This window comes from Actinotignum schaalii, assembly GCF_028864145.1.
Classification (GTDB): domain Bacteria; phylum Actinomycetota; class Actinomycetes; order Actinomycetales; family Actinomycetaceae; genus Actinotignum; species Actinotignum schaalii_B.
The window spans coordinates 16,274-29,827 of the sequence record NZ_JARBHJ010000034.1; the positions used below are offsets into that span (position 1 = coordinate 16,274).

Here is a 13,554-nt window from a genome sequence, read left to right on the forward strand (position 1 = left end):
CACTCGTGGAGGGGAGTATTCCCGTCAACCACCGATTCGTCAACACGAGACCCACCCGGGTCGTCCGGATCGGAGACCTGCCGCAGCTAGGCGCGTGGCGGGTGGGAAGAGACCTCCGGTCATTCCATCCGGAGGGTATTGCATGCTTTCATATGCCACGGGTTTGCTCCCGCTTACGAGCACACCCGAGCAGATGTCGGTCCATATGGCCGAGTGGATTCTGCTATTCGTCGTTGTTATCGGTATTTTTGCCTTTGATCTGCTATCCCACGTGCGTAAACCGCATGAACCCAGCATGAAAGAATCGGCAGGTTTCCTGCTCTTCTACATTTTCCTGGCCGTTTGCCTGGGCGGATACCTGTGGTGGCGCCACGGGGATACCTTCGGATTGCAATTCTTCAGCGTCTGGGGCGTGGAATATTCGCTCTCCGTCGATAATATCTTCGTCTTCATCATTATTATGGGTTCCTTCGCGGTGCCCCGTGCCCTCCAGCAGAAAGTGCTGTTCTGGGGCATTGTTATCGCGCTGTGCCTGCGTTTCCTCTTTATTCTGCTGGGTAAAGTCATTGTGGAATCCCTGGCCTGGTCCTTCTTCCTCTTCGGTGCATTCCTGCTGTGGACCGCGTTCTCCCAGGTCAAAGAAGGCCTCTCGAATAGCGAGCCGACGGGCGAGGAAGCCGATAATTTCTTCGTGCGCCTGGCGCGCCGTACCCTCCCGGTGGCCGAGGATTACCACGGCGATCACTACATCGTGAAGCGCGAGGGCAAACGCTATATCACCCCGCTGCTGCTATGCATTATTGCCATCGGCGGGATTGATCTTATGTTCGCCCTGGATTCCATCCCGGCTTCCTTCGGTTTCACCACCGAGCCCTTCATTATTTTCGCGGCTAATGCCTTCGCCCTCATGGGCCTGCGGCAGATGTTCTTCCTGGTGGATGGGCTGCTGGAGCGCCTCGTGTACCTGCACTTCGGCCTGGCAGCTATCCTCGCCTTCATCGGTTTCAAACTCATTTTCGAGGCGCTGCACCATTACGATATCGCCGCAGGCTTCTTCGAGTTCACGCCGCTGAGCTCACTGCTCGTTATCGTTGTCATTATCGTGGTGACGGTGGTGGCGTCCCTGCTCCGCTCGCGGTCCCTTGCGCGTAAAGAGAAGAACGACGACGACGGCGCAACTGGCAACAGCGCCCGCTAAGCACAACGCGCTAATCTGCGAGGCGCCGCGCCAGGCGGCGCGCCAGAATCGCGCACACAAAAATTTGTAACTGGTGGAAAATAACCACCGGGACGGACAACGGGGCAACCGTGGCCGGGGAAAACAGTGCCTTGGCCATCGGGAGCCCCGTTGCCAATGATTTCTTCGAACCGCACATGAGCACCACGATGCGGTCTTCCACACTCATCCGCGCCAAGCCTCCTAGCCACCAGGTCACGCATAGCATTGCTGCCAGGAGCACACAGCACAGGGCAAGGAGGCCGAGGATCGTCCAGAGCGTGACCCCGACCCAGGCGCCTTCCGCGGTGGCATTGAGCACGGAGGAGAGCACGATGAGGATAATGGAGCTGTTATCCACGGTACGCACCAGGCGCGGGTGAGCGCGGAACCACGTGCCGACCCAGGGCTGGAGGCACTGCCCAATAATAAAGGGGAGGAGCAGCTTGAGGAGCACCGAATTAATGGATCCGGCCGAAGCTCCCTCCACGTGCAGGAAAAGTAGGACGAGCAGCGGGGTGAGGAAAATTCCCGCGATATTGGAGACCGTAGCGGAGGTGACGGCAGCGGCAACATTTCCGCGGGCGATGGAGACCATCGTTACCGAGGACTGGATAGTGGAGGGGAGCAAAGCCAGGTAGAGGAAACCGAGGGCAAAAGCTGGCCCTAAGATCGGCGCAACCAGGTGGCCCAGGGCGAAACCGAGGAGCGGAAAAATCAGGTAGGTGCACAGGAACACCAGGCCCTGCAGTTTAATATTGCGCAGCCCGGCCAGTACATCCCGGGTACGCAGCCGCATCCCGTAGACCAGGAATACGCAGGCAACCGCGAGGTCCGAGACGGTTCCCAGATGCGCCCGCAGGGTACTGGGTGCCGGGATCAGCAGCCCGGCGATCATCGCCAGGATAATTCCGGCTACCAGGGGATCGGGCCGGTAGCGGAGGAGACGGGCGCCCCGGTGGATTCCCTTATGCTCTCGGTCATTCCCGCGATTGTGTGCTCGGTTAGTTGCCATGGGAACCAGCCTAGCGTGAACATTGCACCATCCGGTTATCGAACCTGTGTTCAACCGTGTAAGCTTGGCCGGGTGAGTGATGTTATCCATGTTCAGGGCGCACGGGAAAATAACCTCCGTAATATCACGGTGGATATTCCCCGCGATCAACTCGTTGTGTTTACCGGGCTCTCGGGCTCGGGTAAATCCTCCCTGGCTTTTGACACCATTTTTGCCGAGGGGCAACGCCGCTACGTGGAGTCGTTGAGCTCCTATGCCCGTATGTTCCTCGGTCAGATGGATAAACCGGATGTGGATCTTATTGAGGGCCTTTCCCCGGCGGTCTCCATCGATCAGAAATCCACCAACCGTAATCCGCGCTCCACGGTGGGCACGGTCACGGAAGTTTATGATTATCTACGTTTGCTCTACGCGCGCGCCGGGGTGCAGTACTGCCCGGAATGCGGGGCGAAAATCACCGCTCAAAGCGCCCAGCAAATCGTGGATACGCTTCTCACCTACCCGGAAGGCACCCGTTTCCAGATTCTCGCCCCGGTCGTGCGTGACCGCAAGGGCGAATACGCGGATGTTTTCACCGATCTCGCCCAGGCTGGCTACACCCGCGCTCGGGTGGATAGTGAAGATATCCGCTTGGATAACCCGCCCAGCCTCGATAAGAAGCTGCGCCACAATATCGACGTCGTCGTTGATCGCCTCGTGGTGCGCGAAGGTATCAGCAGCCGTCTCACCGATTCGGTGGAGCAGGCACTCGGGCTTTCTTCCGGGCTCATGGTGGTGGAATTCGTGGACGCGGCCGCAGGTGACGAACGCACGCGGCGTTTTTCCGAGCACCGCTCCTGCCCGAACGGGCACGCCCTCGCCCTGGAAGAAATCGAACCGCGCACCTTTTCCTTTAACGCTCCCTACGGGGCCTGCCCGGCTTGCGACGGGCTGGGATCCACCCTCGAAGTGGATCCGGATCTCGTGGTGCCACATCCGGAAAAAACCCTGCGCGAAGGCGCGATTGCTCCGTGGACCGGCCACCAGGATTTCTTCACTCGCCAGATGGAAGCCCTGGGGGAAGAACTCGGTTTCGATGTGGATACTCCCTGGCAGGATCTGCCCAAGAAGGCGCGCAAGGCCCTGCTGGAAGGGAATAATTACAAGGTCACCGTCAAGTACCGCAACCGCTGGGGGCGGGAAAAAACCTATGCCACCGGATTCGAGGGAGTCCTCGGCTACGTGAAACGTAAGCACGGGGAAACTGAATCCAGCTGGTCGAAGGAACGCTACGAAGGCTATATGCGGGAGATTGCCTGCTCGGCCTGCCACGGCGCGCGTCTCAAACCGGATGTGCTGGCCGTACGTATCGGAAACCTCAATATTTTCGAGCTGTGTTCCCTGGCCATCGATGATGCCAAAGCTTTTCTTGACTCGGTGGAACTCGATGCCCGCCAGGCCCAGATCGCCGCGCAGGTATTACGTGAAATCCAGGCGCGGATGGGTTTCCTCGTGGATGTGGGGCTGTCGTATCTCACCCTCGCGCGCGGAGCCTCCACACTTTCGGGTGGCGAAGCCCAGCGGATTCGCCTGGCCACCCAGATTGGTTCCGGGCTCGTGGGTGTGCTCTATGTTCTAGACGAACCCTCCATCGGCCTGCACCAGCGCGATAATGAAAAACTCATCGGCACTCTTGTCAAACTCCGCGATCTGGGGAATACCCTTATCGTCGTCGAACACGATGAAGAAACAATCCGCACCGCCGATTACGTTATCGATATCGGCCCGGGTGCCGGAGAATTTGGTGGGCACGTTGTCTACGCCGGGGATGTTGCGGGTCTCAGCGCATGCGAAGAATCCGTGACCGGTGCTTACCTTTCCGGAAAACGCAGTATTACGACGCCGCAGCAGCGCCGCCCCGTTGATCCGGAGCGGAAAATCACGGTGCGGGGCGCACGGGAAAATAACCTTAAAAACGTGGAGGTATCCTTCCCTCTTTCCACCTTTATCGCGGTAACCGGGGTTTCCGGTTCCGGGAAATCTACCCTCGTCAATCAGATTCTGTACCGCTCCTTGGCCAATCAGCTTAACGGTGCCCATACCGTGCCCGGGCGACACCGCGACGTCACCGGGGCCGCGGACCTGGATAAGGTTGTGCACGTGGATCAGTCGCCGATTGGGCGCACCCCGCGCTCGAATCCGGCCACCTACACCGGGGTATGGGATAAAGTGCGCCAGCTCTTCGCCCAAACCCAGGAGGCGAAGGTGCGCGGTTACGGGCCGGGCCGCTTCTCCTTTAACGTTAAAGGCGGGCGCTGCGAAGCTTGCAAGGGCGATGGCACCGTGAAAATTGAGATGAACTTCCTTCCCGACGTGTATGTTCCCTGCGAGGTCTGCCACGGTACCCGGTACAACCGGGAAACCCTGGAAGTGAAGTACCGCGGGAAGAATGTTTCCGAAGTTCTTAATATGACCATTCACGAAGCTGCGGAATTCTTTGATCCCATCACGAATATCACCCGCTATCTCACCACGTTGGAACGGGTGGGTCTCGGCTACGTACGTTTGGGGCAATCGGCTACCACGCTCTCCGGCGGGGAAGCGCAGCGCGTGAAACTCGCTTCGGAACTGCACCGGCGCTCCAGCGGCCGCACGGTTTATATCCTGGATGAGCCCACCACGGGCCTGCATTTTGAGGATATTCGCAAGCTTCTGTTGGTACTGCAATCTCTCGTGGATAAAGGCAATACCGTTATTGTTATCGAACACAATCTCGATGTCATTAAATGTGCGGATTGGGTTATTGACATGGGCCCGGAAGGTGGCGCCGGCGGGGGCACCGTCGTCGCCACCGGAACTCCGGAACAGATCGCCGCGGTGCAAGAATCCTATACCGGGCAGTTCCTCCGTCCGCTCCTGGAGGAGAAGTGGAGGTGACGAGCCGTGGCTGATCCGCGCAGCTATCGCCCGGCGCCGTCGTCTATCCCTACGGACCCGGGTGTCTACCGCTTTGTGGACGAGGAAGGGCGCATCCTGTACGTTGGGAAAGCGAAGAATCTGCGCAACCGACTCCAGAACTATTTTCAGCCGCCCGAACGCCTCATCCCGCGTATTCGCACCATGGTGCATACCGCTACCAATGTGGTGTGGGTGGTGGTGGGGAGCGAGATTGAGGCCCTCACCCTGGAATATTCCTGGATTAAGGAATTTGAACCGCCCTTCAATGTTATGTTTCGGGACAATAAGTCCTATCCCTACCTGGCGGTATCGCTGGGGGAGGAGTTTCCGCGGGCCTATATCACCCGGGAAAAACACCGCAAAGGCACCGTGTACTTCGGGCCGTATACGAAGGTGTGGGCGATCCGAAAAGTGCTCGATGCTCTGCTGCCCGTTTTTACCATGCGTTCGTGTTCCGATGCGGAATTCCGGCGGGGGCAGCGCACCGGCAAACCGTGTTTCAATACTCATATCGGGCTGTGTAACGGTGCCTGTGCCGGGCTGGTGAGTGCCGCGGAGAATCGCGCCGTCGCTGAAGAATTCGTAAAATTCATGGAATCAGATGGCAGTGATTTTATTCGTGCCCGCACCGCGGACATGAAAAAAGCGGCAGCGGTCGAAGATTTTGAACGTGCCGCGAAACTACGCGATGAAATCACGGCGATGACCACCGCCACCGAGCGTAATGTTGTGGTGTTCGATTCAAATCTTAACGCCGATATTATCGGCTTAGAATCCGATGAAATTGATGCTTCGGTCCAGATTTTTTATGTGCGGGGCGGAAGAATCCGCGGGCAGCGCGGCTGGGTAACGGAAACAGAAGGCACCGAACCAGCCGATATTATCAACGCCCTGCTCCTCCATATATACGGAAATCCCGAATACGACGCTTACCGTGGGGTAGGTACCCAGGGGGATCGCACCGTGCGGGCCGGAACCTCCGTGGATGATCGTGACCACGTGCCACCCGGGGCCATCCCGGGGGAGATCTGGGTACCGGTTTTCCCTTCGGATCGCGCGGGGCTGGAGCGCTGGCTTGCCGAACGCCGCGGCGGTCCGGTCCACCTCAAGCGCCCCCAGCGCGGGCCGAAAGCCCAGCTGGCGGATACCGTACACGCGAATGCGAAACAGGCTTTTGACCGCAATAAGCTGGCGCGCGCCGCCGATATTACGGTGCGTTCCCAAGCCCTGGAAGAGCTGCGCATCGGGCTGGATTTAGACCGCGCTCCGCTGCGCATCGAAGGCTACGATATTTCCCATACCCAGGGCCACCAGCAGGTCGGATCCATGGTGGTATTCGAGGACGGCCTCAAGAAAACCTCTGATTACCGGCATTTCATCGTGCGCGGGCCGGAGGGGCAGGGTGCTCGGGATGATACCGCCGCGATGGATGAAGTGTTGCGCCGGAGGCTGCGCCGTTTGAACGACGCCGCAGCGCACGCCGCCGATGCCGGGGGAGTGGAAGATGAGGGCGCCGCGCATACCGCCACCGCTGCCCCGCCCCGTTTTGCCTACCGCCCCGACCTCCTCGTGGTGGACGGCGGGCTTCCCCAGGTCAACGCCGCCCAGCGGGTGGTCGATGAGCTGGGTGCCGATGTGCGGGTGGTGGGCCTGGCAAAACGTCTGGAAGAAGTGTGGATCCCGGGCGAAGAATTCCCGGTTATCTTCCCGCGCACCTCACCGGCGTTGCGCCTCCTCCAGCAATTGCGCGATGAATCGCATCGCTTCGCCATTACTTTCCACCGCAAGAAACGGGGTCAGGCGATGACTCGCTCCGCGCTTGACGCCATTCCGGGGCTGGGGCCGGCTAAGCAAAAGAAACTACTGAGTGCTCTCGGCTCGGTTAAACGGATCCGGGAGGCTAGCCTCGATGAACTCACGGAAGTTGCGGGCATTGGCCCGGTGCTCGCCGCGGCGATTAAAAAAGCCCTCGGGGAGGAGTAGCTCGCGGGTCTTTGTGGCATGATGGAGATATGAGTGACACCCGCGACATTAACGATACGTCCCGTATCCCCGCCGTTGTTCCGGCAGCCGATTGTACAGCTGAGCTGGCACCGGCCGACGTTCCGGAAATCATTATTGTCACGGGAATGTCCGGGGCGGGCAGATCCCGCGCGGCTGCCACCCTGGAAGATCTGGGTTGGTACGTGGTGGATAATCTCCCGCCGCGCATGCTCAGCGCCTTGGCGGGGCTGCTCTCCGGTAATGGAAAAGTGACCCGCATGGCCGCGGTGGTGGACGTGCGCTCCCGGGAATTCTTCGCTGAGCTCCTGGAAGTTCTTGCGGATCTCACCGCGAGCGGTATTAACTATCGCATTATTTTCCTCGATGCCGATGATGCTTCCCTGGTGCGCCGCTATGAAAGCGTGCGCCGGCCCCACCCGCTCCAGGGCCACGGTCGGCTTTTCGACGGCATCACCGCGGAACGCAAACTCCTGGCGGCTCTGCGCAATCGTGCTGATTCCGTTATCGATACTTCGCGGCTGTCCGTGCACGATCTTTCCCGTAAAATTCGCCACCTCGTGGGGGAAACCTCCGGAACAGAAGCGACCCGGGTAACGGTCATGTCCTTCGGTTTCAAATACGGCCTGCCCCTGGATGCTGATAATGTGGCCGATGTGCGCTTCCTGCCCAATCCCTACTGGATTACCGAGCTGCGCCACCTGAGCGGCCACGATGAGCCCGTGGCCCATTTCGTACTGGAGCAGGAGGGTGCCGAGGCTTTCGTGCGGGAATACTCTCACCTCATCCACACCATCCTGGCCGGCTACGCCCGCGAACTCAAACCTTTCACCACGATCGCGATTGGCTGCACCGGTGGAAAACACCGGTCGGTGGCTATCGCGGAAGCGGTATCCGAGGCGCTACGCGCCGCCGGGCACTCGGTACGCACAATTCACCGTGATTTGGGGCGTGAATAATGGGCGGGCGCGGTAGTCGCGGCCCGCGAGTCGTCGCCCTCGGGGGCGGCCACGGCCTATACGCTTCGCTTTCGGCCCTGCGGCTCATCACCCAAAATATCACCGCCGTGGTTACTGTTGCGGACGACGGCGGCTCCTCGGGGCGCTTGCGTAATGAATTCAACGTGATTCCACCCGGAGATTTGCGCATGGCCCTTTCCGCGCTGTGTGACGACGGCGAATGGGGCCAGACCTGGCGCGACGTTCTCCAATACCGATTCTCTTCCGAAGGTCCCCTCAACGGGCACGCCATGGGTAATCTCCTCATTGTTTCCATGTGGGAGCAATTGGGGAGCACAGTTTCCGGTCTTGACTGGGTGGGGCAGCTGCTGCGCATTGACGGCCGCGTGCTGCCCATGTCTCCTATTCCCCTGGAGATTGAGGCACGGGTCATCGACGAGGAAGACGGCCCCCAGCTCTACCGCGGGCAGGTGGCGGTGGCAACGGCTCGCGGAAAAGTGGAACACGTCAGCCTTATTCCAGAGAATCCTCCCGCCCAACCCGAAGCGGTTGCCGCTATTGACGAGGCCGATTGGATCGTTTTTGGACCGGGATCCTGGTACACCTCTGTTATTCCCCACCTCATGGTTCCGGATTTACACGCGGCCCTCGTGCGTTCCCCGGCCCGCCGGGTTCTTGCCCTCAATCTTCGTAATGAGCGTGAAACATGGGGGATGAGCGCCGCGGACCATATTCGTTCTTTCGCTCGCCATGCCCCGGATCTGCGTATTGACGTGGTGGTGGCCGATCCGCGCAGCGTGGATGATATCGGTGAAGTCGCAGCGGAAGCCGAAGGTATCGGGGCCACGCTCATGCTGCGACAGGTTAGAATGGGCGATAATCGCGCACGTCACGATGCGCTACGTTTGGCCGCTGCCTATCGGGATGCCTTCGAAGGCGTCATAGGAGATTCCTAAACCGGGAACTCCCGCGCACGGAAGAATCCACAACCGGGATATTCCCTGCTGAGTAGCGGTCCCACCATAGAAGGAAGGGGAGTCGTGTCCGCGTTAACCCGTACGGTGAAAGATGAACTAGCCACCGTTACGCCGGCTTCGCTTTCCGCCGCCCTGGCTGAACTCACCGCGATGTTCCGGTACGGCGGGGGATTGGCCGTGCGTTCGCGTACCCTGGAACTGGTGGCCGAGGTGGGCCACCGGCCGACCGCGCAACGCCTGTGGGAGTTGGTGCGCCAGCTTTTCTCCGTGGAGCCGGAACTTCTTTCGGTTTCCTCGCAGATGCGCCAGGGGCAACGTTTCCTGGTGCGCTCTTCAGAGAACACCGAACGCATTGCGGTGAAACTCGGCCTCCTGGACGCACACGGGCGGCCGGTACGAGGGCTACCTCCCGCGGTGGTCGGTGGCTCAAAAGCCGATGCGGGAGCGGCCTGGCGCGGAGCTTTCCTCGCGCGCGGCACCCTCATGGAACCCGGGCGCAATGCTTCCCTTGAGATTATTTGCCCGCGCTTGGAGGCTGCCTATGCCCTGGGAGGGCTGGCCCGACGCCTCGATATTCCCTACCGGGTGCGCGAATCACGCGGAGCCCACCGTATCGACATCCGCGGGGGAGAAGCTATCTCCGATATGCTCACCCGGATGGGTGCCAATGATGCTGTGCTGCGCTGGGAAGAGCTACGCGTGGAACGGGAAGTACACGGCACGGTTAACCGGCTTGCTAATTTCGACGACGCAAATATGCGCCGCAGTGCCGATGCCGCTGTCATCGCGGTGATCCGGGTCAAGCGCGCTTTTGAAATTCTCGGCACGGATGTACCCGAGAATTTGCGGGCGGCCGGTGAAGCCCGCATCGCTCACCCGGAAGATTCCCTCAACTTGCTCGGGGAGCAGCTCACGCCGCGCGCCACCAAGGATGCCGTGGCCGGGCGGCTGCGTCGCTTGAATTCTATGGCGGATAAGCGGGCCAAGGAACTGGGCATTCCTGACACTATGGCCGCGGTGCGGGCGGCGGGGCACGGGGCAATGTCCTAACGCGCGGTAGCGCGTTCGCCGTCGTCGAAAAAAATAACAATCAAAAATGGGACTAAGGGCGTGTTATGCCGCTGTCGAGTTTCGCTCTGTGCCAAAGTTCGCAAGCTCCTTCCCACTGGCATTAGCCCCAGCCGAACGTGACCGGTAGAATAGTCAGTGGTTCCGAGAGAAGTTCTCGGACGGACTTCTCAAAGACAAGAAGTCGAGTTGGAAACGCGCTAGCTGGCGCGTGAGGAGGATAAAGAGTGACTGTACGCGTTGCTATTAACGGCTTCGGCCGTATTGGTCGTGCCGCTGTCCGCGCAGCCCTCGCCGAGGGTGCGGATTTCGAGATCGTCGCGGTCAATGACCTGACCGATATCAAGACTCTCGCCCACCTGCTGAAGTATGACACCGCCGGCGGCCGCCTCCCCGTGGAGATTGAAGCAACCGAAGATGGATTCGTGCTCGACGGCAAGAAGATCAAGGTTCTTGCTGAAAAGGATCCGGCCAACCTCCCGTGGAAGGAACTCGAGGTTGACATCGTTCTCGAGTGCACCGGCCGCTTCCGCACCGGTGAAGCTTGCCAGGCTCATATCGAAGCCGGCGCCAAGAAGGTTCTTATTTCCGCCCCGGCGAAGGGTGAAGATGCCACCTTCGTTATCGGCGTGAACTCCGATCAGTACGATCCGGCCAAGCACAATATTATTTCCAACGCTTCCTGCACCACGAACTGCCTCGCCCCGGTGGCGAAGGTTCTCGTGGACAAGTTCGGCGTCAAGAAGGGTCTGATGACCACGATCCACGCTTACACCGCGGATCAGAACCTGCAGGACGGCCCGCACAAGGATCTGCGTCGCGCCCGCGCGGCCGCGCAGAACATGGTCCCCACCACCACCGGTGCGGCCAAGGCCGTTGCCCTGGTTCTTCCCGAACTCAAGGGCAAGCTTGATGGTTACGCCGTGCGCGTCCCCACCATCACCGGCTCCCTGACGGACCTCACCTTCGAAGCTGAGAAGTCCGATGTCACCGTGGAAGAAATCAACGCCGCGATGAAGGAAGCCTCGGAAGGCGCCCTCAAGGGCACCCTCGCTTACACCGAGGATCCCATCGTCTCCTCGGACATCATCGGTGATCATCACCAGTCCATCTTCGATGCCGGCCTCACCAAGGTGATGGACGGCCAGGTCAAGATCGGCGCTTGGTATGACAACGAATACGGCTACGCTGCTTCCCTCGTGAAGCTTGCCAACCTCGTTGCGAGCAAGCTCTAAAGATCAAGCGATGAGCTGATGTGAAGCCCGTGCGTGCGCTAGCGCGCACGGGCTTCCCTACGCGAAAGGAAAAATATGAGGACTATTGAATCGCTCGGTGACCTCACCGGCAAGAAGGTTTTTGTTCGTTCCGATTTCAACGTTCCGCTGGACGGGGATCGCATTACCGATGACGGCCGTATCCGCGCCGCGCTGCCCACCATCAAGCGGCTTCTCGACGCCAAGGCGAAGGTTATCGTTTCCGCGCATCTGGGCCGCCCGAAGGGGGAGCCGAAGCCGGAATTCTCCCTGGCTCCGGTAGCCAAGCGCCTCGGCGAACTCCTCGGCCGTGAGGTTCCCCTCGCGGAAGATACCGTGGGTCCGGATGCCAAGGCCAAGATTGACGCGCTGAATGACGGCGACATCGTGCTGCTTCAGAACGTGCGCTATGACAAGCGCGAAGACTCCAAGGTCGATGCTGACCGCGAAGCTCTCGCGAAGGAATACGCCGCGCTGGCAGATGTCTTCGTTTCCGATGGTTTCGGTGTTGTCCACCGCAAGCAGGCCTCGGTTTACGATATTGCGAAGCTGCTGCCTTCGGCTGCCGGTGAACTCGTTGCCAAGGAAATTAATTCGCTGTCCAAGGCCACCGCGGATCCGGAACGTCCCTACACCGTGGTGCTCGGCGGCTCCAAGGTTTCCGATAAGATCGGCGTGATTGAGAACCTCCTGGATAAGGCTGATGTTCTCCTCATCGGTGGCGGTATGGCCTTCACCTTCCTGCGCGCCAAGGGCTATGAGATCGGTTCCTCGCTGTGCGAAGATGACCAGATCGATAAGGCTCGCGAATACCTCGAAACCGCGTCCAATAAGGGTGTGGAGCTGCTCCTGCCGGTTGACGTTGTCGTCGCCGATAAGTTTGATAAGGACGCGGAATCCGAAATCGTTTCCGCCTCCGATATGCCCGCCAACGGCATGGGCCTGGACATCGGGCCGGAAACCGTATCCGAATACGCTGAGAAAATCGCCTCTTCGAAGACTATCGTCTGGAACGGCCCCATGGGCGTCTTCGAGTTCCCGGCCTTCGCTGAGGGCACGAAGGGCGTAGCCCAGGCCATGCAGGATGCTGAAGGCTTCACCATTGTTGGTGGCGGTGACTCCGCGGCTGCCGTGCGCATCCTCGGTTTCGACGAAGAGAAGTTCAACCATATTTCCACCGGCGGTGGCGCTTCCCTCGAATTCCTCGAGGGTAAGACCCTGCCCGGTATCGCTGTTCTGGAGGATTAATGGCACGCACCCCCCTGATGGCGGGTAACTGGAAGATGAATATGGATCATCTCGAGGCTACCCACCTTGTGCAAAAAGTCGCGTGGACCCTGGATGATGCAGGTTTCACCTACGGTGATGTAGATGTGGCGGTTTTCGCCCCCTACACCGATCTGCGGTCCATCCAGACCCTGTGCGAATCAGATGAGTTGCACATCGCCTACGGTGCCCAGGATGTCTCCGTGCATGACGAAGGCGCCTACACCGGTGAAATCTCCACCTCGATGCTCTCCAAGCTCGGGTGCAGCTACGTCATCGTGGGCCATTCGGAGCGGCGCGCTTACCACGGCGAAAGCAATGAACTCATCGGCAAGAAGGCACACAAGGTTCTGGGCGCTGGCATGACGCCTATCGTCTGCTGCGGTGAAGAACTCGAGGTGCGTAAGGAAGGCCGGCATGTCGAGTACGTCGTTTCCCAGATCGACGAACTCTTCGCCGATTTCCAGGCTGCCGATGTAGCCAAGCTTGTTATCGCCTATGAACCCATCTGGGCTATTGGCACCGGCGAAGTGGCCACCCCGGAAGACGCCCAGGAAGTCTGCGGCGCGATCCGGGCTCGCATCGAGGAAAACTTCGGTGCGGAAGCGGCTGCTGCGGTTCGCATCCAGTACGGCGGATCGGTCAAGGCTGCTAACGTCCAGGAGATCATGGCCCAGCCTGATGTTGACGGTGCCCTTGTGGGCGGCGCCAGTCTCAAGGCGGAGGAATTCGCGAAGATCGTGATGTTCCGCGGCTAAGAACGATAACGGCTAAGGGCGATCACCTAAGGAGTATCGCCCCGGCCCTTGCGTGGGGGGGTGGTTTGATCCCCCCCCGCCCGGTTTATTTACCGCTGGCCGGC

Annotated in this window: 10 protein-coding genes; 9 read left to right on the forward strand and 1 reads right to left on the reverse strand. The window is 59.8% G+C overall.

The genetic code is table 11. The features are described 5' to 3' along the window. The first annotated feature begins 193 nt into the window (after nucleotides 1-193). On the forward strand, nucleotides 194-1,198 hold the full coding sequence (locus tag PWJ82_RS07815) for a TerC/Alx family metal homeostasis membrane protein (protein ID WP_274734401.1): 1,005 nt from the start codon (nucleotides 194-196) through the stop codon (nucleotides 1,196-1,198). A gap of 10 nt (nucleotides 1,199-1,208) precedes the next feature. Here PWJ82_RS07815 and PWJ82_RS07820 read toward each other — a convergent pair whose 3' ends face one another. Next, on the reverse strand, nucleotides 1,209-2,231 hold the full coding sequence (locus tag PWJ82_RS07820; protein ID WP_274734400.1) for a bile acid:sodium symporter family protein: 1,023 nt from the start codon (nucleotides 2,229-2,231) through the stop codon (nucleotides 1,209-1,211). A gap of 72 nt (nucleotides 2,232-2,303) precedes the next feature. On the opposite strand from PWJ82_RS07820, the gene uvrA reads away from it, so the two are divergent. The 8 genes from uvrA to tpiA all read left to right on the forward strand — a co-directional run bounded on the left by uvrA (nucleotide 2,304) and on the right by tpiA (nucleotide 13,450). Continuing rightward, the gene (gene uvrA, locus PWJ82_RS07825) at nucleotides 2,304-5,147 is read left to right on the forward strand and encodes an excinuclease ABC subunit UvrA (protein ID WP_274734399.1); all 2,844 of its coding nucleotides are present in this window, start codon (nucleotides 2,304-2,306) and stop codon (nucleotides 5,145-5,147) included. Between the two features lie 6 nt (nucleotides 5,148-5,153). After that, on the forward strand, nucleotides 5,154-7,151 hold the full coding sequence (gene uvrC / locus PWJ82_RS07830; RefSeq protein WP_274734398.1) for an excinuclease ABC subunit UvrC: 1,998 nt from the start codon (nucleotides 5,154-5,156) through the stop codon (nucleotides 7,149-7,151). Between the two features lie 29 nt (nucleotides 7,152-7,180). Beyond that, nucleotides 7,181-8,128 carry an RNase adapter RapZ gene (rapZ, locus tag PWJ82_RS07835; protein ID WP_274734397.1) on the forward strand — a complete coding sequence of 316 codons (948 nt, stop codon included), beginning with the start codon at nucleotides 7,181-7,183 and terminating at the stop codon, nucleotides 8,126-8,128. After that, entirely contained in the window at nucleotides 8,128-9,084 is a 957-nt protein-coding gene (locus tag PWJ82_RS07840) for a gluconeogenesis factor YvcK family protein (RefSeq protein WP_274734396.1), read from the forward strand. The genes rapZ and PWJ82_RS07840 overlap by 1 nt, the downstream gene beginning before the upstream one ends. An 84-nt stretch (nucleotides 9,085-9,168) precedes the next feature. Further along, nucleotides 9,169-10,155: a DNA-binding protein WhiA gene (gene whiA, locus PWJ82_RS07845; RefSeq protein ID WP_274734394.1), complete on the forward strand. Its 987-nt coding sequence runs from the start codon at nucleotides 9,169-9,171 to the stop codon at nucleotides 10,153-10,155. Between the two features lie 245 nt (nucleotides 10,156-10,400). Next, nucleotides 10,401-11,408, forward strand: coding sequence for a type I glyceraldehyde-3-phosphate dehydrogenase (gene gap / locus PWJ82_RS07850; protein WP_026429334.1), 1,008 nt, complete (start codon nucleotides 10,401-10,403; stop codon nucleotides 11,406-11,408). Between the two features lie 75 nt (nucleotides 11,409-11,483). After that, on the forward strand, nucleotides 11,484-12,674 hold the full coding sequence (locus PWJ82_RS07855) for a phosphoglycerate kinase (protein ID WP_274734393.1): 1,191 nt from the start codon (nucleotides 11,484-11,486) through the stop codon (nucleotides 12,672-12,674). After that, a complete protein-coding gene (gene tpiA / locus PWJ82_RS07860; protein WP_274734392.1) occupies nucleotides 12,674-13,450 on the forward strand; it encodes a triose-phosphate isomerase in 777 nt (258 codons plus the stop codon). The genes PWJ82_RS07855 and tpiA overlap by 1 nt, the downstream gene beginning before the upstream one ends. The last annotated feature ends 104 nt before the right edge of the window (nucleotides 13,451-13,554 follow it).

What these genes read in the sequence shown, in the direction of transcription:
- PWJ82_RS07815 (WP_274734401.1), top strand. Translation starts at nt 194, where the DNA reads ATGTCGGTCCATATGGCCGAGTGGATTCTGCTATTCGTCGTTGTTATC.
- PWJ82_RS07820 (WP_274734400.1), bottom strand. Translation starts at nt 2,231, where the DNA reads ATGGCAACTAACCGAGCACACAATCGCGGGAATGACCGAGAGCATAAG.
- rapZ (WP_274734397.1), top strand. Translation starts at nt 7,181, where the DNA reads ATGAGTGACACCCGCGACATTAACGATACGTCCCGTATCCCCGCCGTT.
- PWJ82_RS07840 (WP_274734396.1), top strand. Translation starts at nt 8,128, where the DNA reads ATGGGCGGGCGCGGTAGTCGCGGCCCGCGAGTCGTCGCCCTCGGGGGC.
- PWJ82_RS07855 (WP_274734393.1), top strand. Translation starts at nt 11,484, where the DNA reads ATGAGGACTATTGAATCGCTCGGTGACCTCACCGGCAAGAAGGTTTTT.
- tpiA (WP_274734392.1), top strand. Translation starts at nt 12,674, where the DNA reads ATGGCACGCACCCCCCTGATGGCGGGTAACTGGAAGATGAATATGGAT.